This window comes from Streptomyces sp. NPDC046716, assembly GCF_040645755.1.
Taxonomy (GTDB): Bacteria; Actinomycetota; Actinomycetes; order Streptomycetales; family Streptomycetaceae; genus Streptomyces.
In genome coordinates this window covers 106,646-131,442 of sequence record NZ_JBEYYU010000020.1, presented here as the reverse complement: position 1 = coordinate 131,442, position 24,797 = coordinate 106,646, and the positions used below count along the sequence as shown (strand labels likewise).

At 73.8% G+C, this 24,797-nt stretch carries 27 protein-coding genes; 6 read left to right on the top strand and 21 right to left on the bottom strand.

Annotated elements, in window-relative coordinates; genetic code table 11:
- Positions 1–278 precede the first annotated feature (278 nt).
- The 5 genes from ABZ930_RS17600 to ABZ930_RS17580 are packed head-to-tail and all read left to right on the top strand — an operon-like array spanning position 279 to position 6,082.
- The gene (locus ABZ930_RS17600; protein WP_361548575.1) at positions 279–1,451 is read left to right on the top strand and encodes an ADP-ribosylglycohydrolase family protein; all 1,173 of its coding nucleotides are present in this window, start codon (positions 279–281) and stop codon (positions 1,449–1,451) included.
- A complete protein-coding gene (locus ABZ930_RS17595) occupies positions 1,448–2,701 on the top strand; it encodes an ADP-ribosylglycohydrolase family protein (RefSeq protein ID WP_361548572.1) in 1,254 nt (417 codons plus the stop codon). Before ABZ930_RS17600 ends, ABZ930_RS17595 begins: the two co-directional genes overlap by 4 nt.
- The gene (locus ABZ930_RS17590; RefSeq protein WP_361548569.1) at positions 2,698–4,065 is read left to right on the top strand and encodes an ADP-ribosylglycohydrolase family protein; all 1,368 of its coding nucleotides are present in this window, start codon (positions 2,698–2,700) and stop codon (positions 4,063–4,065) included. The genes ABZ930_RS17595 and ABZ930_RS17590 overlap by 4 nt, the downstream gene beginning before the upstream one ends.
- Positions 4,062–5,273, top strand: a complete 1,212-nt coding sequence (locus ABZ930_RS17585) for a CoA transferase (RefSeq protein WP_361548566.1) — start codon at positions 4,062–4,064, stop codon at positions 5,271–5,273. The genes ABZ930_RS17590 and ABZ930_RS17585 overlap by 4 nt, the downstream gene beginning before the upstream one ends.
- Positions 5,270–6,082, top strand: a complete 813-nt coding sequence (locus ABZ930_RS17580) for a CoA ester lyase (protein ID WP_361548564.1) — start codon at positions 5,270–5,272, stop codon at positions 6,080–6,082. Before ABZ930_RS17585 ends, ABZ930_RS17580 begins: the two co-directional genes overlap by 4 nt.
- 211 nt (positions 6,083–6,293) lie before the next feature.
- On the opposite strand, the gene lgt is transcribed toward ABZ930_RS17580, so the two are convergent.
- From lgt to hisI, 11 genes are all read right to left on the bottom strand, one after another.
- Complete coding sequence (gene lgt, locus ABZ930_RS17575; protein ID WP_361548561.1) at positions 6,294–7,241, bottom strand: prolipoprotein diacylglyceryl transferase; 948 nt, start codon at positions 7,239–7,241, stop codon at positions 6,294–6,296.
- A gap of 68 nt (positions 7,242–7,309) precedes the next feature.
- Complete coding sequence (locus ABZ930_RS17570) at positions 7,310–8,083, bottom strand: thioredoxin domain-containing protein (protein ID WP_361548558.1); 774 nt, start codon at positions 8,081–8,083, stop codon at positions 7,310–7,312.
- Between the two features lie 79 nt (positions 8,084–8,162).
- Positions 8,163–8,978 (bottom strand): tryptophan synthase subunit alpha, encoded by an 816-nt coding sequence (trpA, locus tag ABZ930_RS17565; protein WP_361548555.1) that lies wholly within the window; start codon positions 8,976–8,978, stop codon positions 8,163–8,165.
- Positions 8,975–10,261 (bottom strand): tryptophan synthase subunit beta, encoded by a 1,287-nt coding sequence (gene trpB, locus ABZ930_RS17560; RefSeq protein WP_361548552.1) that lies wholly within the window; start codon positions 10,259–10,261, stop codon positions 8,975–8,977. Before trpB ends, trpA begins: the two co-directional genes overlap by 4 nt.
- Positions 10,262–10,366: 105 nt before the next feature.
- Entirely contained in the window at positions 10,367–10,513 is a 147-nt protein-coding gene (locus ABZ930_RS17555) for a hypothetical protein (protein ID WP_361548549.1), read from the bottom strand.
- Positions 10,514–10,523: 10 nt separating this feature from the next.
- On the bottom strand, positions 10,524–11,330 hold the full coding sequence (gene trpC, locus ABZ930_RS17550; RefSeq protein WP_361548547.1) for an indole-3-glycerol phosphate synthase TrpC: 807 nt from the start codon (positions 11,328–11,330) through the stop codon (positions 10,524–10,526).
- 124 nt (positions 11,331–11,454) lie between these two features.
- Complete coding sequence (locus tag ABZ930_RS17545; RefSeq protein WP_361548544.1) at positions 11,455–11,910, bottom strand: DUF2752 domain-containing protein; 456 nt, start codon at positions 11,908–11,910, stop codon at positions 11,455–11,457.
- Positions 11,911–12,009: 99 nt separating this feature from the next.
- Entirely contained in the window at positions 12,010–12,243 is a 234-nt protein-coding gene (locus ABZ930_RS17540; protein WP_361548541.1) for an HGxxPAAW family protein, read from the bottom strand.
- Between the two features lie 115 nt (positions 12,244–12,358).
- Positions 12,359–13,006, bottom strand: coding sequence for a TIGR02234 family membrane protein (locus ABZ930_RS17535; RefSeq protein WP_361548538.1), 648 nt, complete (start codon positions 13,004–13,006; stop codon positions 12,359–12,361).
- A 54-nt stretch (positions 13,007–13,060) separates the two neighbouring features.
- Complete coding sequence (locus ABZ930_RS17530) at positions 13,061–14,548, bottom strand: anthranilate synthase component I (RefSeq protein ID WP_361548535.1); 1,488 nt, start codon at positions 14,546–14,548, stop codon at positions 13,061–13,063.
- Between the two features lie 11 nt (positions 14,549–14,559).
- Positions 14,560–14,925, bottom strand: a complete 366-nt coding sequence (hisI, locus tag ABZ930_RS17525) for a phosphoribosyl-AMP cyclohydrolase (protein WP_361548532.1) — start codon at positions 14,923–14,925, stop codon at positions 14,560–14,562.
- An 83-nt stretch (positions 14,926–15,008) separates the two neighbouring features.
- Between hisI and ABZ930_RS17520 the strand changes: the two genes are divergently transcribed.
- Positions 15,009–15,644: a TIGR03085 family metal-binding protein gene (locus ABZ930_RS17520; RefSeq protein ID WP_361548529.1), complete on the top strand. Its 636-nt coding sequence runs from the start codon at positions 15,009–15,011 to the stop codon at positions 15,642–15,644.
- Here ABZ930_RS17520 and ABZ930_RS17515 read toward each other — a convergent pair.
- The 10 genes from ABZ930_RS17515 to ABZ930_RS17470 all read right to left on the bottom strand — a co-directional run bounded on the left by ABZ930_RS17515 (position 15,616) and on the right by ABZ930_RS17470 (position 24,795).
- Complete coding sequence (locus ABZ930_RS17515; protein ID WP_361548526.1) at positions 15,616–16,926, bottom strand: MFS transporter; 1,311 nt, start codon at positions 16,924–16,926, stop codon at positions 15,616–15,618. The two genes, ABZ930_RS17520 and ABZ930_RS17515, sit on opposite strands and share 29 nt — an antisense overlap.
- Before the next feature lie 5 nt (positions 16,927–16,931).
- Positions 16,932–17,510, bottom strand: a complete 579-nt coding sequence (locus ABZ930_RS17510; RefSeq protein ID WP_361548523.1) for a helix-turn-helix domain-containing protein — start codon at positions 17,508–17,510, stop codon at positions 16,932–16,934.
- 67 nt (positions 17,511–17,577) lie between these two features.
- The gene (locus tag ABZ930_RS17505; protein WP_361548520.1) at positions 17,578–18,786 is read right to left on the bottom strand and encodes a helix-turn-helix domain-containing protein; all 1,209 of its coding nucleotides are present in this window, start codon (positions 18,784–18,786) and stop codon (positions 17,578–17,580) included.
- 142 nt (positions 18,787–18,928) lie between these two features.
- Positions 18,929–20,884, bottom strand: coding sequence for a LuxR C-terminal-related transcriptional regulator (locus ABZ930_RS17500; RefSeq protein ID WP_361548596.1), 1,956 nt, complete (start codon positions 20,882–20,884; stop codon positions 18,929–18,931).
- 112 nt (positions 20,885–20,996) lie between these two features.
- A complete protein-coding gene (locus ABZ930_RS17495) occupies positions 20,997–21,845 on the bottom strand; it encodes an alpha/beta hydrolase (RefSeq protein ID WP_361548593.1) in 849 nt (282 codons plus the stop codon).
- A gap of 254 nt (positions 21,846–22,099) precedes the next feature.
- A complete protein-coding gene (gene hisF / locus ABZ930_RS17490) occupies positions 22,100–22,855 on the bottom strand; it encodes an imidazole glycerol phosphate synthase subunit HisF (RefSeq protein ID WP_361548517.1) in 756 nt (251 codons plus the stop codon).
- A complete protein-coding gene (locus ABZ930_RS17485; protein WP_361548514.1) occupies positions 22,852–23,259 on the bottom strand; it encodes a RidA family protein in 408 nt (135 codons plus the stop codon). Before ABZ930_RS17485 ends, hisF begins: the two co-directional genes overlap by 4 nt.
- Positions 23,256–23,981 carry a bifunctional 1-(5-phosphoribosyl)-5-((5-phosphoribosylamino)methylideneamino)imidazole-4-carboxamide isomerase/phosphoribosylanthranilate isomerase PriA gene (priA, locus tag ABZ930_RS17480; RefSeq protein ID WP_361548590.1) on the bottom strand — a complete coding sequence of 242 codons (726 nt, stop codon included), beginning with the start codon at positions 23,979–23,981 and terminating at the stop codon, positions 23,256–23,258. The genes ABZ930_RS17485 and priA overlap by 4 nt, the downstream gene beginning before the upstream one ends.
- A 5-nt stretch (positions 23,982–23,986) precedes the next feature.
- The gene (hisH, locus tag ABZ930_RS17475; protein WP_361548511.1) at positions 23,987–24,625 is read right to left on the bottom strand and encodes an imidazole glycerol phosphate synthase subunit HisH; all 639 of its coding nucleotides are present in this window, start codon (positions 24,623–24,625) and stop codon (positions 23,987–23,989) included.
- Positions 24,626–24,630: 5 nt separating this feature from the next.
- Entirely contained in the window at positions 24,631–24,795 is a 165-nt protein-coding gene (locus ABZ930_RS17470) for a hypothetical protein (RefSeq protein WP_361548508.1), read from the bottom strand.
- Between the last annotated feature and the right edge of the window lie 2 nt (positions 24,796–24,797).

Below are 24,797 nucleotides of genomic sequence, written 5' to 3'. Positions count from 1 at the left end.
AGCACGTCCTCACCCGCGACGGCCGGGCCCCACGCACCGGCCGCGGCTGACCTCCGGCCGACCTGGCCGCAATGTTCCCCGCGCCCTTTTTTCAGCTCGTCTTCCACCCGCGCCCCGGCGGCCTCTTCCCGCGCAGTTCCCCGCGCCCCTGAAGGCATGCGCCGCGCGCGCCTTCCCCTGTCCCTGGGCGAGCGGAGCTCGCTTCCAGGGGCGCGGGGAACTGCGCGACCGGCCACGACGCAACCCGCACCCGGCAACGAACCCCGAAAGGCCCACCCATGACAACCCCCGACCGCATCGAGGGCCTCCTCCTCGGCATCGCAGCCGGCGACGCGGCCGGCTGGCCGTCGGGACGACACCGCGCGGCCCGCCTCCCCGACTGGACCCGCCGCCTCACCCGCGAACTGGACACCTTCGCGGAGCAGAACGCCACGACGACGCTCCCCGTCCCGATCGCCCTGAACCAGCCCCCCGAACCCCTCCGCCTCGGCCCCTCCGACGACGCCGAATGGGCGGCGTTCACGGCCCAGGCCGTCCTCGCCGCCCACGCCGACGGCCTCGGCGACCTGCCGCCCGACCACCGCGTCCGCTCCGCGCTCTCCCTGGCCTGGAACGCCCTCGCGGACGAGATCGCGGTGGCCGCGGCCCGCGCCGACGAGATCGAGTCCGCCCAGATCCCGCTGCGCGCCCGCATCTCGGTACGGGCCGGCCTCGGCAACCTCGCCGCGGGCCTGCGCCCGCCCGCCACCGGCCACGACAACCCGCACTACTTCGACGACGCAGCCTGCGTCCGGGCCGCCGTCCTCGCGGTCGTCCACCCGGGCGCCCCCGAAATGGCCGCGGACCTGGCCGAGTTCGACGCCCGCTACACCCAGGACGGCGACGGCGTGCACGGCGCCCGCGCGATGGCGGCGGCCGTGTCCGCGGCGCTCGGCGGGGCCCTCGTCGACACCTGCGTGGACGCGGCCCTCGCCCAGCTCCCCGAAGGCACCGAGATCCACCGCAACGCACACCGCGCCGTGGAGCTGGGCCGCGCCGCGGCGGCCGCCCGCCCGGGCCTGCCCGGCAACGCGTTCGCGCTGGTCCCGGTCCTGGAGCACGAGATCGTCGACCACGTCTACAGCTACGGCATCGCCGCCGCGGAGACCGTCCCGGTCGCCCTCGCCGTGGCGACGGCCGCCGCGGGCGCGGTCTCCGAGGCGGTGCCCACCGCGGCCTGTCTCTCCCGCGTCGCGGACAGCGCCCCCGCCCTGGCCGGCGCGCTGACCGGCGCGGTCGGCGGCGCCGACGCCCTGCCCGACACCTGGCGCGACGCCTGCCGGATTCTCGCCGGCTGCGCCCTGCCGAACCTGGCCGGCACCGACCTCACGGACCTGGCGGCCCGCCTGGCCGACACCGTGCCTCCCGCGCATCACTCCATCTCCCGTACCGCAGAAGGAACTCCGGCATGAGCAACGCCCCCTCCCTCCCGTCCCTGGAAGACCGCACCACCGGCGCCCTGGTCGGCGCGGCCGTGGGCGACGCGCTCGGCGGCCCCGTCGAGGGCTGGACCCCCGAGGCGATCGCGGAGCGGCACAACGGCCGGGTGCGCGGCATCGTCGAGCCGTTCTACAAGGACGACTGGAAGACGGCCCGGCCCATCGCCCCGTACCACAAGGGCGACGGGCACGTCACCGACGACACCCTGATGACGCACGCGCTGATCCGCGTGTACGAGAAGGTCCGCGACCACCTCGACGCGTACGCCGTCGCCGATCACCTGGTCCCCGACCTGATCGGCACGCCCCGCTGGATCCCCGAGCTGGAGGCGGAGGCCCTGCCCCTCCAGCGGATCTTCCTCGCCGAGAAGTGGATCGTGGCGCGCATCCACTACGGCCACGTGGACCCCCGCGAGGCGGGCGTCGGCAACATCGTGAACTGCGGCGCGGCGATGTACATGGCGCCCGTCGGCGCGGTCAACGCGGGCAACCCGCTGAAGGCGTACGAGGAGGCGCTCGACGTGGCGGGCGCGCACCAGAGCAGCTACGGCCGCGAGGCCGCGGGCGTCTTCGCGGCGGCCGTCGCCGCCGCGTACCGGCCGGGCGCGACGCCCGAGTCGGTCGTCGAGGAGACCCTGAAGCTGGCCAAGGACGGCACCCGGTCCGCGATCGAGGCGGTCTGCGAAGTGGCCGCCCGCTACGACGACTTCGAGGACGCGCTCGCCCCGCTGCGGGAGGCCGTGGCCCCCTTCGACACCGTCGGCCCCGAGTACCGCAAGCCGTCGCTCGGCGCCCGCCGCCCCTCCCGGCTGCACGCCATCGAGGAGCTTCCGGTGGCGCTCGGCATGCTGCTCGTCGGCCGCGGCGACTTCCGGCAGACCGTCCTGGGCTCGGTCAACTACGGCCGCGACTGCGACTCGATCGCCACGATGAGCGGCGCGATCGTCGGCGCCCTGTACGGGGAGCAGGCGGTCCCCAAGGAGTGGAGCACGGAGATCGCGCGGGCCAGCAAGCTGGACCTGCACACCCCGGCGGCGTCCCTCGCGCAGGTCACGCGCGAGGTGCACGGCCGGGACCTGGAGCGCCGCCGCGCCCACGAGGCGGCCTTCGCGTCGATCGCGGGCCTGTACAGCGCCTCCCCGGGGGACAACCCCCGGACCCCCGGCCGGACAAGCGGGTCGGACGATCTGAGCGGCGCGTCCTCGCGAGGCGATTCCCTGTGACACTGCGACTGACCTGGGTGCAGCCCGAGGACCTGATCGGCCACGAACTGCGGCAGGCCGCACAGGACGGGCGCGACGCCACGGCGGTCGAGGAGCGCTGGGTGGCGGCGGGCGGTCACCTCGCGCCGGACCGCGCGGGCGCCTCCGCCGACCCGGCCACCCCCGAACTGCGCGCCCTGGCGGAGCGGTTGCTGGACGAGCTGGCGGCCGAGCCGTCCCCGCTCGCCGCGGCCGAACCGGCGGAGTACCGGGCCCCCGCGGCGCCCGCCCCGGCGCCCGCGCGCCCGGACCCCGGCACCGAGCTGCGCCGGCTGCACGCCGCCTGGCTCGGCCGGGCGGCCGGCTGCCTGCTGGGCAAGCCGGTCGAGAAGCTGACCCTGACCGGGATCCGGGCGATCGCCCGGTCCACGGGCAACTGGCCCCTGGCGGCCTGGTTCACCGAACAGGGCCTGGACCCCGCGATCGCGCGGGAACACCCCTGGAACCGCCGCTCGCGCCCCACCTCCCTCGCCGAGAACATCGACGGCATGCCGGAGGACGACGACCTCAACTACCCGCTCCTCGGACTGCTCCTGATCCAGCGTCACGGCCACGGCTTCAGCACCGGGGACGTGGCCAAGCTGTGGCTGGACGAACTCCCGGCGGGCCGCACCTTCACCGCCGAGCGGGTCGCCTACCGCAACCTCCTCGCCGGTCTGGAGCCGCCGCACACGGCGACGTACCGCAATCCGTTCCGCGAGTGGATCGGCGCCCAGATCCGGGCCGACATCTTCGGCTGGACCAACCCGGGCGACCCGTCCCGCGCCGCCGAACTGGCCCACCGCGACGCGTCGTTGACGCATACCGCCAACGGTGTCTACGGCGAGATGTTCGTGGCGGCCGCGATCGCCCACGTGGCGGGCCCGGCCCCCACCACGGTCCACGAGACCCTCACCGCGGCGCTCGCCCACATCCCGCCCCGCTCCCGCTACGCGCAGGCGATCCGGCTCGGCATCGACACGGCCGCCGCCGAACCCACGGGTACCCCCGAGGCGTTCGAGCAGGTGGTGGACGTCCTGCACGACCACTACCGCGACCATCACTGGGTCCATGTGCTGCCCAACGCCGCGCTCCTCGCCGCGGCCCTCACCCACGCCGACGGCGACTTCGCGGGCTCCATCTGCCGCGTGGTGTCCGGCGGCTGGGACACCGACTCCAACGGCGCCACGGCCGGCTCGATCGCGGGCCTGCTCGCGGGCGACCCGGACCTGCTGCCCTCGTCCTGGACGGCGCCGCTGAAGAACCGGCTCGCCACCACCGTCGCCGGTTTCGACGGCATCGGCTTCGACGAACTGGCCCGGCTCACTCTGGAGGCCCGCGCATGACGACCCCTCACGACACCACCGCCGCCGGTCCGTTGACCGGCCTCAAGGTCCTCGACCTGGCCACCCTCTTCGCGGGCCCGCTCTGCGCGACGATGCTCGGCGACTTCGGCGCCGAGGTCGTCAAGGTCGAGCACCCGCGCAAGCCGGACCCCTCCCGCGGCCACGGCCCGTCCAAGGACGGCGTCGGCCTGTGGTGGAAGACGCTCGGCCGCAACAAGAAGAACCTCACCCTCGACCTCTCCTCGCCGGGCGGCCGCGAGGTCCTCCTCAAGCTGGTCGCCGAGTCGGACGTCGTCATCGAGAACTTCCGCCCCGGCACCCTGGAGAAGTGGCACCTCGGCTGGGACGAGCTGAGCGCCGCCAATCCCCGCCTGGTGCTCGCCCGCGTCACCGGCTTCGGCCAGTTCGGCCCGTACGCGCGCCGCCCCGGATTCGGCACGCTGGCCGAGGCCATGTCCGGCTTCGCCGCGATCACGGGCCAGCCGGACGGCCCCCCGACGCTGCCCCCGTTCGGCCTCGCCGACTCCATCGCGGCGCTCGCCACCTCGTACGCGGTCATGGCGGCCCTGCGCGGCCGCGACGCCACGGGCCGCGGCCAGGTCGTCGACATGGCGATCATCGAGCCGATGCTGGCGATCCTCGGCCCGCAGGCCACCTGGTACGACCAGCTCGGCTACGTCCAGCCGCGTACCGGGAACCGCTCCACGAACAACGCGCCCCGCAACACGTACCGCACCGGCGACGGCAAGTGGGTCGCGGTCTCCACCTCCGCCCAGTCGATCGCGGAGCGCGTGATGCGCCTGGTGGGCCGCCCCGAGTTCATCGACGAGGACTGGTTCGCGACGGGCGCGGGCCGGGCCGCGCACGCCGACGCGCTGGACGACGCGGTCGGCGGCTGGATCGCGGCCCACACCCGCGACGAGGTGGTGACGGCCTTCGAGCGGGCCGAGGCGGCGATCGCGCCGATCCACGACATCCGCGACGTGCTGGCCGACGAGCAGTACCGGGCCCTGGAGTCGATCACCGAACTCCCCGACCCGGACCTCGGCACGGTGAAGATGCAGAACGTCCTCTTCCGCCTCTCCGAGACCCCGGGCGGGATCCGGTGGACGGGGCGCGGGCACGGCGCGGACACCGACGAGATCCTCTCCGCCCTCGGCCTGTCGGAGGCGGACGTGACCGCTTTGCGGGAGGCTGGTGCGGTATGAGCACGTTCTACGTCACCTGGCTGTACGTCCCCGGGGACCGCCCCGATGTGGTCGCCAAGGCGCTGGGCTCCGGCGCCGACGTGGTCCTGGTCGACCTGGAGGACGCGGTCGCCCCCGACCGCAAGGCGTACGCCCTCGACGCCACGGCCGACCTCCTCGCCGACCGGCACGACGTACCGGTGCACGTCCGCGTCAACGCGCTCGACGGGCCGCTCGCCGAGCGGGAGGTGCGCCGCCTCAGCGGGCTCCCCGGCCTGGACGCGCTGCGGCTGCCGAAGGTGACCGGCCCGGCGGACCTGACCCGCGTCGTCGACTGGGCCGGTGCGGCGCCGCCGCTGTACGCGCTGCTCGAATCAGCCCTCGGCATCGAGCACGCCTACGACATCGCCGCCCATCCCTCGGTGCACGGCATCGCGCTCGGCGAGGCCGACCTCCGCGCCGACCTGGGCGTCCCGGACGCGACGGGCCTGGCCTGGGTACGCGGCCGGGCCGTGGTCGCCGCCCGGGCGGCCCAGCTCCCGCCCCCGCCGCAGTCCGTCTACCCGGACGTCCGGGACACGGCGGGCCTGGCCCTCTCCTGCGCCGAGGGGCGCGCGCTCGGCTTCCTGGGCCGCACGGCGATCCATCCGCGCCAGCTCCCGGTGATCGAGGACGCGTTCCGCCCGACGGAGGCCGAGGTGGCGGCGGCGCGGGACATCGTCGACGCGGCGGCGCTCGACGCGGGGGCGCTGGCGCTGGCGGACGGGCGTTTCGTGGACGCCGCGGTGGTCGCCGGCGCGCACCGGGTCCTCGACCTGGCCGCCCGATGACCTGGGCGTTCGGCCGCGGCCAGGTGGTGGCTTCACGCCCGTCCGCGGGCCGGTGGGGCTTCTCGCGCAGTTCCCCGCGCCCCTGAGGCATGCGCTCCGCGCAGCCTCCCCCTGAAGGCGGCGCTACGCGCAGCGCCCCTGGGCGAGCGGAGCTCGTTTCCAGGGGCGCGGGGAACTGCGCGAGAAGCGGCCACCGGCCGTCAGCCGAAGGTCAGCCCTTCTTGGCCTCGGCCTCGGAGGCGGCCTCAGCCTCGGGCTTGGACTCGGGCTCGGAGCCCGACTCCGAGTCCGGCTCAGAATCAGAATCAGCCGCACCCTTGTCCAGGTCCACGACAGCATCCTCAGAACCGGGCTCGACGACCTCTTCGCGCCCGGGCCGCGTCTTCGCCGACACCACCATGTAGATCACGGCGAGCAGGAAGACCCCCATCGCCGTCCAGTCATTGAGCCGCAGCCCCAGAACGTGGTGCGCGTCGTCCACCCGCATCCACTCGATCCAGAACCGCCCCACGCAGTACGACGCGACATACAGCGCGAACGCCCGCCCGTGCCCGAGCTTGAACCTGCGGTCGGCCCAGATGACGAGCAGCGCGACGCCGATGCACCACAGCGACTCGTACAGGAACGTCGGGTGGTAGGTGCCCGGAACCCGGCCGTCCGTGTCGGAGGTGATCTTCAGCGCCCACGGCAGGTCGGTCGGCTTGCCGTACAGCTCCTGGTTGAACCAGTTGCCCCAGCGGCCGGCGGCCTGGGCCAGCGCGATGCCGGGCGCGAGGGCGTCGGCCCACGCCGGGAGCGGGATGCCACGGCGGCGGCAGCCGATCCACGCGCCGACCGCGCCGAGCGCGATGGCGCCCCAGATGCCGAGGCCGCCCTCCCAGATCTTGAAGGCGTCCACCCAGTCACGGCCCTCGCTGAAGTACAGCTCGTAGTCCGTGATCACGTGGTAGAGGCGCCCGCCGACCAGGCCGAACGGCACCGCCCAGACGGCGATGTCGGCAACCGTGCCGGCCCGCCCGCCGCGGGCGATCCAGCGCCTGTTCCCGAGCCAGACGGCCAGGAAGACGCCGATGATGATGCAGAACGCGTAGCCGCGGAGCGGGATCGGTCCGAGGTGGACGACCCCGCGCGACGGGCTGGGAATGTAGGCAAGTTCCATGGCAGGGTCGACGCTACCGTGCCGGGCAGGGAGCGCGTCCGGCAGCCCGGCAACGGCTCCATAACGGCCTACTTGTCGGCGGCCTCCACCTGCTGCTTCAGCTTCTGAGGCGTCAGCGAGTTCAGGTCGAGCGTCTTGCCGTTCAGGATCATCGTCGGCGTGCCCGAGAGCTTGTCGTCCTGGAACTTCTTGTAGTTCTTCTGCACCCAGGTGTCGTGCTTCCCGTCGTTCACACACGCCTTGAAGGTGTCCGTGACCAGGCCGTCGACCTTGCCCGCGAGATCGAGCAGCTTGCTGTTCTTGGAGAACGCGTCGTCCGACTCGTCCGGCTGGTTCTCGTACAGCACGTCGTGGTAGTCGCGGAACTTTCCGGCGTCCTGGGCGCAGGCCGCCGCGTTGCCCGCGCGCAGGGAACCGCTGCCGCCCATGTTCGAGTCGATGAGCGTGACGAGGTGGTACTCGATCTTCACCTTGCCCGAGTCGGCCAGCTCGTGGAGGGTCGAGCGGTACGAGTCCTCGACGGACTTGCACGCCGGACAGCGGAAGTCCTCCCAGATGGTGAGGGTCGACTTGGCGGTGTCCTGGCCGACGGGGATCGCCAGCTTGTCGGTGCCGGTGGCGCCCTGCGGCGCGCTCACCGGGCCCGACGCGGTGTCGCCGTCGTCGTCGCCACCGGAATTGGCGGCGACCACGCCGATCACCGCGGCCAGTCCCAGCACACAGACGACGGTCGCGCTCACGATCAACGTCCGGCGGCGCTTCTCCGCGGTCTTCTGCTTCTCTCGCTCCGCGGCCAGTCGCTCGCGGGCGGCGCGCTTTCCCTCACGGTTCTTCTCACTCACACCCGCGCCAACGAGACGGGGAGGCACCAACGTGCCTCCCCGCAACGTATTCCACCCGTAAGGGGTACGTGACTCCGTGTTACTTCGTGCCCCGTACACCTTCGGCGAGCTCGGCGGCGAGGGCGCGGACGCCCTCGAGGCCGGCCTTCTCGTCGGGGGCGTCCAGCATCCGCTTCACGAACGCCGAGCCGACGATGACCCCGTCGGCGAACCCGGCGACCTCACGGGCCTGCACCGCGTTGGAGACGCCGAGGCCGACGCAGACCGGCAGGTCGGTGGTGGCCTTGGTGCGGCGCACCAGTTCCTGGGCCTGGTTGCCGACCGACTCGCGGGTGCCGGTGACGCCCATCAGCGAGGCGGCGTAGACGAACCCCGAACCGGCCGCGGTGATGGTCGCGAGGCGCTCGTCCTGGCTGCTGGGCGCCACGACGAAGACGGTGCCGAGGCCGTTCTTCTCGGCGTGCTGCCGCCATTCGGCGGACTCCTGCACCGGCAGGTCGGGCAGGATGCAGCCCGCGCCGCCGGCCTCGGCGAGCTCGGTGGTGAACCGCTCCACGCCGTAGATGTAGATCGGGTTCCAGTACGTCATGACGAGCACCGGCTTGCCGGTGGCCTCGAACGCCTCGCGCACGGTGCGCATGACGTCCTTGATCTTGAGGCCGCCGCGCAGCGCGATGTCGTCGGCGGTCTGGATGACCGGGCCGTCGAGCACCGGGTCGGAGTGCGGCAGGCCCACCTCGACCACGTCGGCGCCGCCGTCGAAGGCGGCCTTGACCGCCTCGATGCCGCCGTCGACCGACGGGAAGCCGGCCGGGAGGTAGGCGATGAGGGCGGAGCGGCCCTCGGCCTTGGCGCCGGCCAGGGTGTCACTCAACAGCTGGATGTTGCCGCTCACTTGGCGTCCCCCTCGATCTCGGCCTGCTCGCCCTCGGCGTCCGCGGCGACGGACGCGTCCGTGTCGTACAGCCCGAAGTAGCGGGCCGCGGTGTCCATGTCCTTGTCGCCGCGACCGGACAGGTTGACGATGATCAGCCCGTCCTTGCCGAGCTCCTTGCCGACCTCGATCGCGCCCGCGAGGGCGTGCGCGGACTCGATGGCCGGGATGATGCCCTCCGTGCGCGACAGCAGGCGCAGCGCCTGCATGGCCGCGTCGTCGGTGACGGCGCGGTACTCGCCGCGGCCGCTGTCCTTGAGGTAGGCGTGCTCGGGACCGATGCCCGGGTAGTCCAGGCCCGCCGAGATCGAGTAGGGCTCGGTGATCTGGCCCTCCTCGTCCTGGAGGACGTAGGAGCGCGAGCCGTGCAGGATGCCGGGCTCGCCCGCGGTCAGGGTCGCGGCGTGCTCGCCGGTCTCGACGCCGTGGCCGGCCGGTTCGCAGCCGACGAGACGGACGTCGGTGTCCGGGATGAACGCGTGGAACAGGCCGATGGCGTTCGAGCCGCCGCCGACGCAGGCGATGGCCGCGTCGGGCAGGCGTCCGGCGCGCTCCAGGATCTGGCGGCGGGCCTCGACGCCGATGACGCGGTGGAAGTCGCGGACCATCGCCGGGAAGGGGTGGGGGCCCGCGACCGTGCCGAACAGGTAGTGCGTGCGGTCGACGTTGGCGACCCAGTCGCGGAACGCCTCGTTGATGGCGTCCTTGAGGGTGCGGCTGCCGGACTTCACGGCGATGACCTCGGCGCCCAGCATGCGCATCCGGGCCACGTTCAGGGCCTGGCGCTGGGTGTCGATCTCGCCCATGTAGATGGTGCATTCGAGGCCGAACAGCGCGCAGGCGGTGGCCGTGGCGACGCCGTGCTGGCCGGCTCCGGTCTCGGCGATGACGCGGGTCTTGCCCATGCGCTTGGTGAGCAGGGCCTGGCCGAGCACGTTGTTGATCTTGTGCGAGCCGGTGTGGTTCAGGTCCTCGCGCTTGAGGAAGATCCGGGCGCCGCCGGCGTGCTCGGCGAACCGGGGCACCTCGGTGAGGGAGCTGGGGCGGCCGGTGTAGTGGACCAGGAGGTCGTCGAGCTCGCGGGCGAACTCGGGGTCGTTCTTGGCCTTGTCGTACTCGACGGCGACCTCGTCCACGGCGGCGACGAGCGCCTCCGGGATGAACTTGCCGCCGAACGCGCCGAAGTAGCCCTCGGCGCTGGGGACCAGACCCTCGGGGTCCGGGATGAAGTACTCGCTGGGCATGCGTCAACCTCACGGTGGGTTTTGGTGATGACTAAACGCCGTGGGGGCATGGGTGTTACGTCGGCTGCGGGCCGTATGTGGTTGCTCGCGCCGTTCCCCGCGCCCCTAACGGGGCGCGTGCCATCGCATGCCGTTGATCTGGCCCGGCTCCGCGCCGATGTGGTACCGGACCCGCCGCCCGCGCACACGGCGCGCCGGAGCGCGGCAGCCGCGGGGGCGGCAGCCGGGTGCGAGGCGGGCGGCGATGGACATGGCGGTGAGACTACCGTCCGTGCCGCAGGGCCGGGTGGGCGCCCGCGGCGACCAGATCGGCGACGGCGGCCTTCGGGTCGCGGCCGGTGACCAGGGACTCGCCGACCAGGACCGCGTCCGCGCCCGCGTTGGCGTACGCGATCAGGTCGTGCGGGCCGCGCACGCCGGACTCGGCGACCTTGACGATGTGGTCCGGGATGTCGGGGGCGACGCGCTCGAAGGTGCCGCGGTCGACGGTGAGGTCCTTCAGGTTGCGGGTGTTGATGCCGATGACCTTGGCCCCGGCGTCCACCGCCCGCTCGACCTCGTCCTCGTCGTGCGCCTCGACGAGCGCGGTGAGGCCGATGGACTCGGCGCGCTCGATGAGGGACTCCAGGGCGGGCTGCTCCAGCGCGGCCACGATCAGCAGGGCGAGGTCGGCGCCGTACGCCCGGGCCTCCCACAGCTGGTACGAGGTGACGATGAAGTCCTTGCGCAGGACCGGGATGTCGACCTTGGCGCGGACCGCCTCCAGGTCGGCCAGCGATCCGCCGAAGCGGCGCTGCTCGGTCAGTACGGAGATGACGGCGGCGCCGCCCGCCTCGTAGTCGGCGGCGAGGCCGGCCGGGTCGGCGATCGCGGCGAGCGCGCCCTTGGACGGGCTGGACCGCTTGACCTCACAGATGACCTTGACACCGTCGCCGCGCAGGGCCGCGACGCCGTCCTTGGCCGCGGGAGCCTTCTCCACGCGCTCCTTGAGCTCGTCGAGGCTGACGCGCGCCTGCCGTTCCGCGAGGTCGGCACGGACTCCGTCGATGATCTCGTCGAGCACACTCACGCGAGCGGACTCCCTTCTGACTGTTCACTGGGCAATCTGCTGGTCACTGAAATGGTATCCGGAGCCGGGCTGAGGCTCCGCATCCGGTTGACGATGGTCCCACTACCTGGACAGTTACGGATGATCAAGGGTGCAGGAAGCCACCCAGGGGCAGGTTCCGGACAACCGTGAAGACGAGCACGACGGCGCCGAGCGCCCACAGGTGCGCACGGCCGGGCCGGAGGCCGAACGGTGCGCCCCGCAGGCCCCTGGCGGCCCGCACGGCCCACACGGCCCAGCCCACGGCGAAGAGGGCGTAGCCGACGACCGCGAGGGCGTTGGCGCCGAGCGCCGCCGTGAGGTCGCCGTGCACGATCGCGTGGGCGCTGCGCAGTCCGCCGCAGCCCGGGCAGTAGATCCCGGCGAGCTGGAGGAGCGGGCAGGCCGGGTAGTGGCCCGGCTGGTTGGGGTCGACGGTGCCGACGTACGCGAAGGCCGCCGCGACGCCGCCGAGCAGGCCCAGCGGCACCGCGGTGCGGCGCAGGAGGCCGGGGTGGTCGTGGGAGGTCGCGGGCGCGGTGTCGGTCGTCTCGACGGTCACCCGTGAATTCTGCCCCGGAGGCCTGCCCTCCGCCTGTCGGCGACACGAAGGGGCGGCCGGCGATCGTGTCGCCGGCCGCCCCTTCGCGGTGTGCGTGGCTCAGGCCTCCGAGGCCGAGGTGTTCAGCTTCAGCTCGGCGCGGCGCGGCTTGCCGAGGCCGGCGACGTGCATCGCGCCGCCGACGACGGCGGCGAGGGCGAGCAGGGCCATGCCGGCCCAGAAGCCGACGACGCTGCCCATCACCATGAAGGCGCCCGCGACGATGAAGCCGATAAAGGCGATGATGACACCGGTCCAGGCGGCCGGGGTGTGTCCGTGGCTGCTGTCCGCCATGGCTTGCTCCTCGTTGCGTAATTCTCTTAGCTGACCAGCGCGTTGCTCAGGCTGCTTGCGCTCATTGTCCCGTACCGGGGCACGGCTCCGGCACGGGGGGTTGGTGGACGGGCCTTCAGGCGCCCGTCGGGTCCTCGCCCCGGTCCAGGGCCTTCCACAGGTCCTCGGGGCGGTCCGGGTCGAGGGCCTTCTGCTTGCGGGCCCGGGGGGCGCCCGAGCGCTCGTAGCGGCCGCCCATGGAGGGCCAGGCCGCGCCGTAGATCACGGCGAGGATCCCGGCGACCAGGATGAGGGCTCCGCCGCCGGCGGCGACGTAGGGCCAGGCGGTGTGGGTGAGTGCGTCGATGGTGGTCGCCGCGTTGCCGGAGGCCTGGGCCGCCTTGTCGTCGAGGGCCGAGCTGTCGTCCGCGCCGAGCACGGCGGCGGCGACGGCGCCCGCGCCGGACAGGGCGAGCAGCGAGGCGACCAGGAAGCGGCCCGCGCGGCGCACGGCGAAGACGGCGACGAGCGCGGCGAGTCCGACGACGGCCAGGGCGGCCGGGACGCCGGTGACGTCGCTGCCCTTGGCGCTCAGCTTCAGATCGCCGCCCGCGACGGCGGCGACGCCCGAGCACCACTCCTGGCGGGAGGCGAGCAGCGCGACCGTGGCGCCCAGGGCCCCGAAGAGCAGCGCGACGGCGAGGCTGCGCCGGCCGCGCCTGGCGGCGGGGCCGGTCTCGGCGGCTTCGGTACGGGGGTGAGGTACGGCAGTCACGTACTCCACTATCGCCCCTCTGTACAGGCGGAGGGGCATCGCGGGGAGGAGTCGTGCGTCACGTCACACTGTGTGCGCGCCGAGCCGGTTCGCCGTGTGGACCGCGCGGAGCACGGCCGCGGCCTTGTTGCGGCACTCGGTGTCCTCGGCGACCGGGTCGGAGTCGGCGACGACGCCGGCGCCCGCCTGGACGTAGGCGGTGCCCTCGCGCAGCAGTGCGGTGCGGATGGCGATGGCGGTGTCGGAGTCCCCGGCGAAGTCGAGGTAGCCGACGCAGCCGCCGTACAGGCCGCGGCGGGAGGGCTCCAGCTCGTCGATGATCTGCATCGCGCGGGGCTTGGGGGCGCCGGAGAGGGTGCCGGCCGGGAAGCAGGCGGTGAGCACGTCGAAGGCGGTGCGGTCCGCGGCGACGGTGCCGGTCACCGTGGACACGATGTGCATGACGTGCGAGTACCGCTCGATGGACATGAAGTCGACGACCTCGACGGAGCCCGGTTCGCAGACCCGCCCCAGGTCGTTGCGGCCGAGGTCGACGAGCATCAGGTGCTCGGCGCGCTCCTTGGGGTCGGCGATGAGTTCGTCGGCGTAACTCTGGTCGGCCTGCGGGGTCGCGCCGCGCGGGCGGGTGCCGGCGATGGGGTGGACCATGGCGCGGCCGTCCTCGACCTTGACCAGGGCCTCCGGCGAGGAGCCGACGACGTCGAAGCCGTCGAACCGGAAGAGGTACATGTACGGCGACGGGTTCGTCGCCCGCAGGACCCGGTAGACGTCCAACGCGCTTGCGGTGCAGGGGGTTTCGAAGCGCTGGGAGGGGACGACCTGGAAGGCCTCGCCGGCCCTGATCCGCTCTTTGATGTCGTCGACGGCGGCCTGGTAGTCCTTGCCGCCCCACAGCGCGGTGAACTCGGGGAGTTCGGAGGGCGGGAGCGCGGCCGGGGCGGAGTCGGCCGGCTCGGCGAGGTCGGCCTCCATGGCGTCGAGCCGGGCCACGGCGTCGGCGTACGCCTCGTCGACTCCGGTGTCGAGGTCGTTGTGGTTGATCGCGTTGGCGATCAGGAGGACCGAGCCGTCCCAGTGGTCGAGGACAGCGAGGTCGCTGGTGAGCAGCATCGTCAGCTCGGGGAGCTGCAGATCGTCGCGCTCGCCGGGGCCGATCTTCTCCAGGCGGCGCACGATGTCGTAGCCGAGGTAGCCGACCATGCCGCCGGTGAAGGGCGGCAGGCCCTCGTAGCGGGGGGTGTGCAGCGTCTCGACCGTGGCGCGCAGGGCGGCGAGCGGGTCGCCGTCGACGGGGACGCCGACCGGCGGGGTGCCCTGCCAGTGGGCCTGTCCGTCGCGCTCGGTCAGGGTGCCGGCGGAGCGGACGCCCACGAACGAATAGCGGGACCACGACCGGCCGTTCTCCGCGGACTCCAGGAGGAAGGTGCCGGGCCGTTCGGCGGCGAGCTTGCGGTACAGGCCGACGGGGGTGTCGCCGTCCGCGAGGAGCTTGCGGCTGACGGGGATCACTCGGCGGTCGGTCGCCAGCTTGCGGAAGGTCTCGAGATCCATGGCGGCCGACCTTACTGGGTGACGGGGAGGACGTCGGCGTCGAAGCAGGTCCGCGCGCCGGTGTGGCAGGCGGCGCCGACCTGGTCGACCTTGACGAGCACGGTGTCGGCGTCGCAGTCGAGGGCGACGGACTTCACGTGCTGGAAGTGTCCCGAGGTGTCGCCCTTGACCCAGTACTCCTGGCGGCTGCGCGACCAGTAGGTGCAGCGGCCCGTGGTGAGGGTGCGGTGCAGTGCCTCGTCGTCCATCCAGCCGAGCATCAGCACCTCGCCGGTGTCGTACTGCTGGGCGATGGCGGGGACCAGGCCGTCTGCGCTGCGCTTGAGGCGGGCGGCGACGGCCGGGTCGAGGTCACTGGACTGGGGCGTGCTGGTCATACGTGCCATTGTGCCGCGCCACTTGTGCGGGTTCTGTCGGCGTCCACTGTCCGGACGGCGGGGCCGGTCGTAGGCTGGCGGCCATGTCGACCCATGCCAAGCGTGAACGGCTTCTTCTCGCGGACCTGCTGGAGGCCGCGGGCCCTGAGGCGCCCACCCTGTGCGAGGGCTGGACCGCCCGTGATCTCGCGGCCCATGTCGTGGTGCGCGAGCGGCGCCCCGACGCGGCGGGCGGAATCCTCGTCAAACAGCTCGCGCCGCGCCTGGACCGGGTCCAGGCGGAGTACGCGGAGAAGCCCTACGAAGAGCTGATCCAGCTGATCAGGACCGGTCCGCCGCGGTTTTCGCCCTTCTCCCTGAAGCCGGTGGACGAGGCGTCGAACGCGGTGGAGTTCTATGTCCACGCGGAGGACGTGCGCCGGGCGCAGCCCGACTGGTCGCCGCGTGAGCTGGACCCGGTCTTCTCGGAGGCGCTCTGGTCGCGGCTGGAGCGGATGGCCCGGATGGTGGGCCGCAAGGCGCCGGTGGGGCTCGTGCTGCGGCGGCCCGACGGGCAGACGGCGGTGGCCCACAAGGGCGCTCCGGTGGTCACGGTCACCGGTGAGCCGGCCGAGCTGCTGCTGTTCGCGTTCGGCCGGCAGGACGCGGCGGACGTGGAGCTGGAGGGCGACAAGGCGGCGGTGGACCGGCTCACCGAGACGAAGGCGCTGGGGCTTTAGCCTCTTCCCCGTCAACCACCCTGCCGGTCACGGGAGTTGCGGCTGGCGCGCGGCGGGTCCACAGCAGTGCGCCCGCCGTCAGGCCGAGCAGTCCGGGCAGCCAGGCCGCGGCCCCGGCCGGCAGGGCGCCCGCGATCAGGCTGCCGCCGGCTCCGGCCAGTTGCAGGGCGAGGGACTGCACGGAGAGGGCCGTGGCGCGCCCTGAGCTGTCGGTGCGCCGGTGCAGGAACTCGTTGGCGCTGGGGCTCGCCGCGCCGATGCCCACGTAGACGAGCAGATAGCCGAGCGCGGCGGGCACCGCGAGGTCCGTCGCCGCGGTGACGCACAGCAGCGCGACGCCGAGTACGGCGGTGAACTCCCCGGCGAGGACGGCGCGTTCACCGCTGCGGGCGAGCCGGGCGGCGAGTGGTGCGAGGCGGTTGCCGAGGGCGGTGCCGCAGAATCCGGCGCAGGCGAGCACCGCGTAGAGCACGGCGCCGCCGTCGGCGCTGCCGGTGAGGTCGGCGGCGCGGCCGGGCGTGAGCAGTTCGACGACGCCGAGGGCGCTGCCGACGGCGGCGGCGGTCAGCACGACGCGGCGCACCAGGACGTCCCGGGCGGTGTGGCGGACGCCCGCGGTGACGGCGCCGGGGATCCCGGCGAGGACGCCGCGCAGGGTGGCGGGCGGGCGCGGGGGTTCGGGCAGGGCGAGCATGACGTAGCCGACGTAGAGGGCGCTGATGAGCGCGCCGAGCAGCAGCGGCACGGCGAGCGCGGGCAGGCCGGTGGCCGCTTCGAGCCGGCCGTCGCGGTCGAGCAGCCAGGGGCCGAGGCCGCCGGCCAGGGTGCCGAGCGCGAGGGCGGCGGCACCGGCGGCGCCGCCGCGGGCGAGGCCGGGGCGCAGTTCGGCGTCGGGTCCTTCGTGGGCGTGCACGGTGTCGACGTACCAGGCCTCGGCGGGGCCGCTGTTGAGTGCGCGGGCGGCGCCCTTGAGCACCATGGCCAGGGCCAGGAGCCAGACGGTGGTGCCGAACGCGGTCAGCGCGAGGGCGGCGGCGGTGAGGACGCCGGACGCGGCGAGGACGGCGCGGCGGCCGAGGACGTCGGAGAGTCCCCCGGTGGGCAGTTCGAGGGCGGCGGCCGTGAGGGAGTGCACGGCGAAGAGGGCGGCGACGGCGGACAGGGACACGCCACGCTCGGTCAGCAGCAGTACCTGGACGGGGACGCAGAGGCCGATGGGGAGCCAGAAGAGGAACGACACCGCGCTGTAGCGGCGCCGGGCGGCGAGCGGGTCGAGGACCATCGCGGTCAGCCTCTCATCGGGAACGCGTACAGGTGGACGCCGACCATTTCGCGGCCCTCGGGGTCCGCGGTCCTGCCGTGCTCCGTGTACCGGGCGACGACGGCGTGCAACTCGGCGGTCATGCGCTTGAGTTCGTCCGGGGTGAGCCGGGCCATGAAGTCGGAGCTGTCGTGCGCGTCCTGCCACTCGGCGCTCCAGCCGGCGCGCTGCTCCAGGAAGCGCAGGTAGTGGTCGCGGCGCTGGTCGTACATGACGCGGGACAGCGCGGTGTGCGCGGCGGCGCCCTCCGGGGTGTCCCGGAAGTCCTTGCTGTCGATGCGCAGCGTCTCCTGCGCGGCCTGCCACCAGCGCTCCCGCGCGTCGCCGCCCTCGCGGCGCCCGGCCTCCTCGATCAGGCCGTGCTCGGCCAGCTTGCGCAGGTGGTAGCTGACCAGGGAGACGGCCGTGCCGTCGTCGAGGTCCTCCGCGAGCTGCGAGGCGGTGGCGGTCCCGCGCATCTTCAGGGCGCCGTAGAGCCGCATGCGCAGGGGGTGGCCGAAGGCCTTGAGGGTGGCGAGATCGGCGATGCGGCGTGGTTCCGTCATGCTCCTGACTCTAGATACGAAAGAAAAGTTGCGCAATAAAAATTGCGCAAGAGGGACTTCGTAAGGGTCAGTCCCGGCGCAGCCGGTACGCGCTCAGGGCGAGCCCGAGTTCCACGAGGTCGGCCGGGCGGGCCAGGCTGCGCCCGGTGAGCTGTTCGCAGCGCCGCAGCCGGTTGAGCACGGTGTTGCGGTGGCAGTAGAGGCGGGCGGCGGCACGCTGCGCGGAGCCGTCGCAGTCCAGCCAGACGGTCAGGGTGTCGAGCAGGACATCGCGGTCGGCGGGCGGCAGGGCGAGCAGCGGGCCGAGCGCCCGGTCGGCGAGGAGCCGGCCGAGTCCGGGGGCGGCGGCGACGAGGGCGGCGGGCAGTTCGTCGTCGAGGAGGACGGTGCCGCCGGTCGCGGGGCAGATGCGCAGGGCGGTCTCGGCGAGCCGCCGGGCGGCGCCGATCGCGGCGAGGCCGTCGACGGCGGGGCTGACCCCGATCCGCAGCCCCGGGACGCGGTCCGTGGTCGCGCGGCAGACGGCGGCGAGTTCGGCGCTGGTCCGGTCCGCGAGGGGGACGATGCCGCGCCGCCGGTCGGGGCCCGGGTGCCACACCGCCCGGGGTTCGCCGGGCAGCACGGGCGGCGCGCCCGGACCGCCCGCGACGAGCACCACCGCGTACCGGCCCTGTTCGGCCAGGCCCAACTCGGCGGCGGCCGCGGGCAGATCGGCGATGCGGGTGGCGCCGTCGAGGAGGGCGGCGGTCATCAGGCGGCGCCGGTTGTCGCGCCGCCAGGTCAGTTCGTGCTCGGCCTGCTGGTAGGCGTCGGCCACGCAGGCGCAGTGCTCGTCGACGAACCCCCGCACGTCGGCGGCGAGATGGACCAGGAGGTGGGCGTCCTCGGGCCGCTGGACCGTGACCTCGTCGACCAGGGCCTGCCAGATCAGGGCGCCGCCGAGCCGGAAGGCGTGCAGGACGGCGTCCAGCGGCAGTCCGTCCGCGGCGCGTTCGGCACCGATCCGGGCCGAGCAGGCGCGGGCGGCGGCGCGCGAGCGGGCCGGGTCGAGGAGCGAGTCGACGCTGTGCCGCAGCGAGCGCCGCACCTCCCGGCGCACTTCGGCGGGGTCGGTCTCGATCGCGGCGCGGTAGGCCGGCTCCCGCTCCGCCAGTTCCGCCACCAGCCGGTCGGTGAGCGCGGGGAGCCGGCCGAGCAACGGGAGCGCCGCGCGGCGCAGTACTCCCACCGCGGCGGGCGTGGTGACGGGCTTGGGGCGTACGAGATGCGCGGGCATCGGTCCTCCACGGTTCGGCTCGCGCCGGGGCGCGGCCGCTCCGCCCCGGGCCCGCAGAATGACATACCGTCCAGTCGGTCTCCAGCCCCCGGAAGGAAACGATGCGGTACGGGGATGTGGTGCGGAACCTTGCGGACACGCCCTAGGAGGCGGTGGCGGGCCGTTCCGCGTGATGGACGAGCCGGGCCAGTTCGACGCGGGAGCGGACGCCGAGCTGCGCGAAGACGTTGCGCAGGTGGTGGTCCACGGTGCGCGGGCTCACCGAGAGACGGCGGGCGACCTCGCGGTTGGTGTCGCCCTCGGCGACGCAGTGTGCGATGCGCAGCTGCTGCGGGGTCAACTCGGCCAGCTCGGAGGGGGGTTGACGGTTGCCGGACGCCTCGCCGGTGGCCCTCAGTTCGGCCGCGGTCTGCGCGGCCCAGACCGCGGCTCCGCACCGCTCGAAGGCGACCAGGGCGTCGCGCAGCAGCACCCGGGCACGGGCCGGTCTGCGGGTGCGGCGCAGCCACTTGCCGTACAGGGCGGCGGTGCGGGCCCGCTCGAAGTCGCCGCCGCCGGCCCGGTCGTGGCGGGCCAGGGCCTCGCCGAAGCGGTCGTCGCAGGGGTCGAGCAGGGCCTGGCAGCGGGCGAGCTGGGCCGGGGCCTGCGGGTCGTACCCGCGCTCGGTCCACACGGCGAACTCCGCGACGGCCTCGCGCGCCCCGCCGGGCTCGCCCGCCGACGCCGCCGCCTCCACGAGACAGGGCACGGCGAGCATCCGCACCGCGAAGTGACCGCGGCGCGGCCCGGGGCCGGTCAGCGGGGCGAGCCGGGCCGTCGCCTCGGCGGCCCGGCCGCGCGCCAGGTCGGCCCGGGCGAGCGCCCATTGGGCGAGCGTCGCGGTCTGGACGAGGCCGTGCCGGTCGGCGATGTGCTGGGCGGCCGAGGCGTGCCGGGCGACGGTTGCGGTGTCGCTGTCCAGGGAGGCGGCCAGGGCGAGGACGGCGTGCTGGCACGCCACGAGGTTGCGCTGTCCGCCGGCGCGGGCGGTGCGCAGCCCCTCCTCGGCGTGGGCCCGGGCGCGGGCGTGCCGCCCCGAGCGCAGTTCGCCGTACGCGAGCAGTTCCAGGGCGCGGGGCACCTCGGGCGCCGCGTCCCGGGCGCGGGCGGCGGCGAGGGCCCTGCTGCCGATCCGGCAGGCGGCCTCGACCTGTCCGGCGACGAGGGCGGCGGCCCCGGCGCGCAGCAGGGCGTCCGGCTCCCCCTCCGAGCCGGACGCGGCCTGTTCGACGACGCGGGTCAGGGCGGCCCGGCCGGCCAGGAACCGCTCGCCGAGCGAGGCGGACATGCCGAGGCGGTAGTCGAGGACGGCGCCGGGCCCCGGCGGGATCCCCTGGACGCCGACGACCTCCCGGTACCCCTCCGCGTCGCCGAGCGCCCAGGCCGCCTCCGCGGCGGCGAGCCGGGCGTCGAGGGCGGGTCCCGGGGTCCCGTGCGCGGCGGCGAGCAGCAGCGACTCGCGGGCGTCGGCCACGGGTCCGTCGCGCAGCGCCAGCAGCCCCTGGACCAGCGCGGCCTGTCCGCGCACCGGTCCCGGGGCCGTGGAAGCCGCGGCCCGGTCGAGGAGTGCGCGGGCCCGCGCCGGGCGGCCCGCGCGCCGGTAGCGGTCGGCCGCCGCGACCAGTCGGGCGGCCCGCGTCGCCGGGTCGGATGCGAGCCCGGCGGCGAGGGCGAGGGCCGTGGCCCGCTCCCCCGCGGGCGGGCCCGGCTCCCCCGCCGCGGCGGCTAGGCGGGCGCCGAGCCGCTCGTCCGGGTACGGCGTCGCGAGCACCCGGTGCAGGAGGCCCGCCGGCCGCTGCCGCTCCCCCGTGGCGGCTGCGGCCAGCAGACGGTGCGCGGCCCTGCGCCGGGCGGGCGGCTCCGCCGCGTACCGGGCGCGTGGGTCCGGCAGCCGCAGCCGTCCGTCGGCGTCGCGGGTCAGGCCCGCGCGTCCGGCGGCGTCGAGGTCGTGCGCGCCGAGCCCGGCGGCGGCCGCGGCCCGCAGCACGAGATGCGCGTCGGCGCCGGGGCCCTCGGGGTCGGCCTCGTACGCGGCGGCGGTCAGCAACAGCACGGTCATGCCGGTCACCCGGACCACGCTAGGCGGGAACCGTGCCGTGCGTGGTGCCGGTTGGGCCCGGACCCAACCGGCACCGGGGGACACTGTGTCCCCGCACAGCACGCGCGGAACGTCAGGACGTGTGCGGGCAGTTGCCCCGGTACTCCGCGATCGTGAGGCTCGCGCTCGGCAGCGGGCAGAGGAACTGCTCGTACCGGGTGTCGTTGTCGACGAAGCGCTTCAGCCACGAGATCGAGTACTTGGCGATCGTGGTGTTGGAGGAGTTCGGGGTGAAGTGGGTGGCGCCCCGCAGCTCCAGGTACGCCTTGTCGAGCGAGCTGGGCAGGCTGGTGTAGAACGGCTCGGAGTGGGTGGCGACCGGCGCGATCGTGTCACCGTCGGCGCCCACCACGAGCGTGGGGGTCTGGATCTCGGGCCAGGTCTTGTCCGTGTTCCAGCCGGTCAGCGGGATGGCGGCCTGGAGCGACGGCCTGCTCTTGGCGGCCTCCAGCGTGCCGCCACCGCCCATGGAATGCCCCATGACACCGAGCCGGGTGCTGTCGATCCGGCCGCGGACGGAGCTCGACTGGGTCAAGTAGTCGAGTGCCGCGAGGAGTTGGCGGCCCCGGCTGTCGGGCTGGTCGAGCGTGGTGTTGGTGTCGATGGTGAACACGACGAAGCCCTGCGAGGCCAGGCGCGGGCCGAGCCAGGCGATCGACGACTGGTACGCGGTGTAGCCGGGCGAGATCGCTACGGCGCCGAAGGTGCCGTCGGCCGTCGACGTCGGGTAGTAGATGGTGCCGCCGCCGAAGCCGCTGACGCTCAGGGAGGAGACGGTGGTCTGGGAGACCGCGTAGCTGCCGCGGGAGGCCTCGATGCTCGACTGGGTCGGGGCCGGGCCGCGTTCGTAGGGGTTGTCCGCGGCCTGGGCGGTCACGGCCTGGGAGGTGGCGAGGCCGCCGAGCGCGAGCAGTGCGGCCAGGCCCGTGCGGATGAGGCGGTTTCGGAGCTTGTGCACGACGTGTTCCTCTCGGGGAGGCGGCACCGTCGTCCCGAGGCGCCGCCAGTGTCATGGACAGCACCAAATTCCCGCGGGAACGCTCCGCTCCGCATCGGCGAAATCACCGGTCGCTCGCAGTCCGCGGCCCGGTTCCCCGCGCCCCTGGGCGAGCGGAGCTCGTTTCAGGGGCGCGGGGAACTGCGCGACCAGCCACGACGAGAGCCGCACCCGACAGCTCAGCGCACCGGGCAGCCCGCGTCCCGCAAGGAGGACTTGACCTCTCCGATGCGCAGGTCCCCGAAATGGAAGACGGACGCGGCCAGCACGGCGTCGGCGCCCGCCTCGACGGCCGGCGCGAAATGCTCCAGTCGCCCGGCGCCGCCCGACGCGATCACCGGCACGGACACATGCTTGCGGACGGCCTCGATCATCTCGAGGTCGTACCCGTCCTTGGTGCCGTCGGCGTCCATCGAGTTGAGCAGAATCTCCCCGGCCCCCAGCTCGGCGGCCCGGTGCGCCCACTCGACGGCGTCGATCCCGGCGGACCGCCGCCCGCCGTGCGTCGTCACCTCGAAGGCCCCGGCCCCGGTGCGCCGGGCGTCGACCGAGAGGACGAGCACCTGCCGGCCGAAGCGCTCGGCGATCTCCCGGATCAGCTCCGGCCGGGCGATGGCGGCCGTGTTGACGCCCACCTTGTCGGCCCCGGCGCGCAGCAACTTGTCCACGTCGTCGGCGGTGCGCACACCGCCGCCCACGGTGAGCGGGATGAAGACCTGCTCGGCGGTGCGGCGCACCACGTCGTAGGTGGTCTCCCGGTTGCCGGACGAGGCGGTGATGTCCAGGAACGTCAGCTCGTCGGCGCCCTCGGCGTCGTACACCTTCGCCATCTCGACGGGGTCGCCCGCGTCGCGCAGGTTCTGGAAGTTGACGCCCTTGACGACCCGCCCGTTGTCCACGTCGAGACAGGGGATGACGCGTACCGCGAGGCTCACTGTGCTTCTCCTGCCTGCGGGCGGAACGCCTCGACCTCGACCTCGACGACCAGCGACGGGTCGACGAAGCCGGAGATGATCAGCATCGACGCGACGGGGCGGACGGTGTCGAACAGCTCCTTGTGGGCCCGGCCGACCTCGTCCACGTCCCGCGCGTGGGTGAGGTACATGCGGGTGCGGACGATGTCGTCGCGGCCGAGCCCCAGCTCGCCCAGCGCCTCGATCGCCACGTTGAAGGCGTTCTTCGTCTGCTCGTACGGACCGCCCTCGGCGATCACGCCGTTGACGACGGAGGTGCAGCCGGCGACCAGGACGAGACCGTTGGGGAGTTCGACGGTGCGGGCGTACCCGAAGTCCTCCTCCCAGGGGGCCCCGGACTGGGTCCGGCGGACGGCGCCGCTCATGCGGAGACCGCCTCCAGCGCTTCCTCCAGCGTGAACGCCTTGGCGTACAGCGCCTTGCCGACGATGGAGCCCTCGACGCCGAGCGGCACCAGCTCGGCGATGGCCCGCAGGTCGTCGAGGGAGGAGACGCCGCCGGAGGCGACGACCGGGCGGTCCGTGGCCGCGCAGACGTTCTTCAGCAGCTCCAGGTTCGGGCCCTGGAGCGTGCCGTCCTTGGCGATGTCGGTGACGACGTAGCGCGCGCAGCCCTCGGCGTTGAGGCGCTCCAGCGTCTCGTAGAGGTCGCCGCCGTCGCGGGTCCAGCCGCGGCCGCGCAGCGTCGTGCCGCGCACGTCGAGGCCGACCGCGATCTTGTCGCCGTGCTCGGCGATGACCTTGGCGACCCACTCGGGGGTCTCCAGGGCGGCGGTGCCGAGGTTGACGCGGGTGCAGCCGGTGGCGAGGGCCGCGGCGAGCGTGTCGTCGTCGCGGATGCCGCCGGACAGCTCGACCTTGATGTCCATGGCCTGGCTGACCTCGCGGATCAGCGCGCGGTTGTCGCCGGTGCCGAACGCGGCGTCGAGGTCGACCAGGTGCAGCCACTCGGCGCCGGAGGACTGCCAGGCGAGGGCGGCCTCCAGCGGGGAGCCGTAGGAGGTCTCGGAGCCGGACTCGCCGTGGACGAGCCGGACGGCCTGCCCGTCGCGGACGTCGACGGCGGGGAGGAGTTCGAGCCTGTTCAAGGTGCTCACAGCGTTCCGATCCAGTTCTTCAGCAGCTGGGCTCCGGCGTCGCCGGACTTCTCGGGGTGGAACTGCGTCGCCCACAGCGCGCCGTTCTCGACGGCGGCCACGAAGGGCTCGCCGTGGGTCGACCAGGTCACCTTGGGGGCACGGATGTGGGGGTTCTTGACCTCCATGTCCCAGTGCTGGACGGCGTAACTGTGCACGAAGTAGAAGCGCTCGTCGCCGCCGACGCCCGCGAACAGCTCACTGTCCTCGGGAGCGTCGACGGTGTTCCACCCCATGTGCGGGACGACGTCGGCCTTCAGCGGTTCGACGACGCCGGGCCATTCGTCGAGGCCCTCGGCCTCGACGCCGTGCTCGATGCCGCGCGCGAACAGGATCTGCATGCCGACGCAGATGCCCATCACGGGCCGCCCGCCGGACAGCCGGCGCCCGACGATCCAGTCGCCGCGCGCCTCCTTCAGCCCGTTCATGCACGCGGCGAAGGCGCCCACGCCGGGGACGAGGAGGCCGTCGGCGTTCATGGCCTTGTCGTAGTCGCGGGTGATCTCGACGTCGGCGCCCGCGCGGGCGAGGGCGCGCTCGGCGGAGCGCACGTTCCCGAAGCCGTAGTCGAAGACGACAACTTTCTTCTCTGTCATGGCCGTCAGTTCCAGTAGTCGAGGCGCAGCACACCCGCGACCAGACACAGGGCGGCGCTGATCGACAGCAGCGTGATGAGGCTCTTGCCCATGCCCTGCTTGGTGAACGAGATGATGCCGCCGACCAGGAAGAGGCCGACGAGGATGAGGACGGTCGCGAGGCCGTTCATGG

Coding starts and splice junctions, on each gene's coding strand:
- ABZ930_RS17580 (WP_361548564.1), top strand. CDS start 5,270: ATGAGCACGTTCTACGTCACCTGGCTGTACGTCCCCGGGGACCGCCCC.
- ABZ930_RS17585 (WP_361548566.1), top strand. CDS start 4,062: ATGACGACCCCTCACGACACCACCGCCGCCGGTCCGTTGACCGGCCTC.
- ABZ930_RS17470 (WP_361548508.1), bottom strand. CDS start 24,795: ATGAACGGCCTCGCGACCGTCCTCATCCTCGTCGGCCTCTTCCTGGTC.
- ABZ930_RS17505 (WP_361548520.1), bottom strand. CDS start 18,786: ATGCCCGCGCATCTCGTACGCCCCAAGCCCGTCACCACGCCCGCCGCG.
- ABZ930_RS17540 (WP_361548541.1), bottom strand. CDS start 12,243: ATGGCGGACAGCAGCCACGGACACACCCCGGCCGCCTGGACCGGTGTC.
- hisH (WP_361548511.1), bottom strand. CDS start 24,625: ATGACAGAGAAGAAAGTTGTCGTCTTCGACTACGGCTTCGGGAACGTG.
- ABZ930_RS17595 (WP_361548572.1), top strand. CDS start 1,448: ATGAGCAACGCCCCCTCCCTCCCGTCCCTGGAAGACCGCACCACCGGC.
- ABZ930_RS17515 (WP_361548526.1), bottom strand. CDS start 16,926: ATGGTCCTCGACCCGCTCGCCGCCCGGCGCCGCTACAGCGCGGTGTCG.
- trpB (WP_361548552.1), bottom strand. CDS start 10,261: ATGCCCAGCGAGTACTTCATCCCGGACCCCGAGGGTCTGGTCCCCAGC.
- lgt (WP_361548561.1), bottom strand. CDS start 7,241: ATGGAACTTGCCTACATTCCCAGCCCGTCGCGCGGGGTCGTCCACCTC.
- ABZ930_RS17510 (WP_361548523.1), bottom strand. CDS start 17,510: ATGACGGAACCACGCCGCATCGCCGATCTCGCCACCCTCAAGGCCTTC.
- ABZ930_RS17600 (WP_361548575.1), top strand. CDS start 279: ATGACAACCCCCGACCGCATCGAGGGCCTCCTCCTCGGCATCGCAGCC.
- ABZ930_RS17530 (WP_361548535.1), bottom strand. CDS start 14,548: ATGGATCTCGAGACCTTCCGCAAGCTGGCGACCGACCGCCGAGTGATC.
- ABZ930_RS17555 (WP_361548549.1), bottom strand. CDS start 10,513: ATGTCCATCGCCGCCCGCCTCGCACCCGGCTGCCGCCCCCGCGGCTGC.
- ABZ930_RS17520 (WP_361548529.1), top strand. CDS start 15,009: ATGTCGACCCATGCCAAGCGTGAACGGCTTCTTCTCGCGGACCTGCTG.
- ABZ930_RS17485 (WP_361548514.1), bottom strand. CDS start 23,259: ATGAGCGGCGCCGTCCGCCGGACCCAGTCCGGGGCCCCCTGGGAGGAG.
- ABZ930_RS17500 (WP_361548596.1), bottom strand. CDS start 20,884: ATGACCGTGCTGTTGCTGACCGCCGCCGCGTACGAGGCCGACCCCGAG.
- hisI (WP_361548532.1), bottom strand. CDS start 14,925: ATGACCAGCACGCCCCAGTCCAGTGACCTCGACCCGGCCGTCGCCGCC.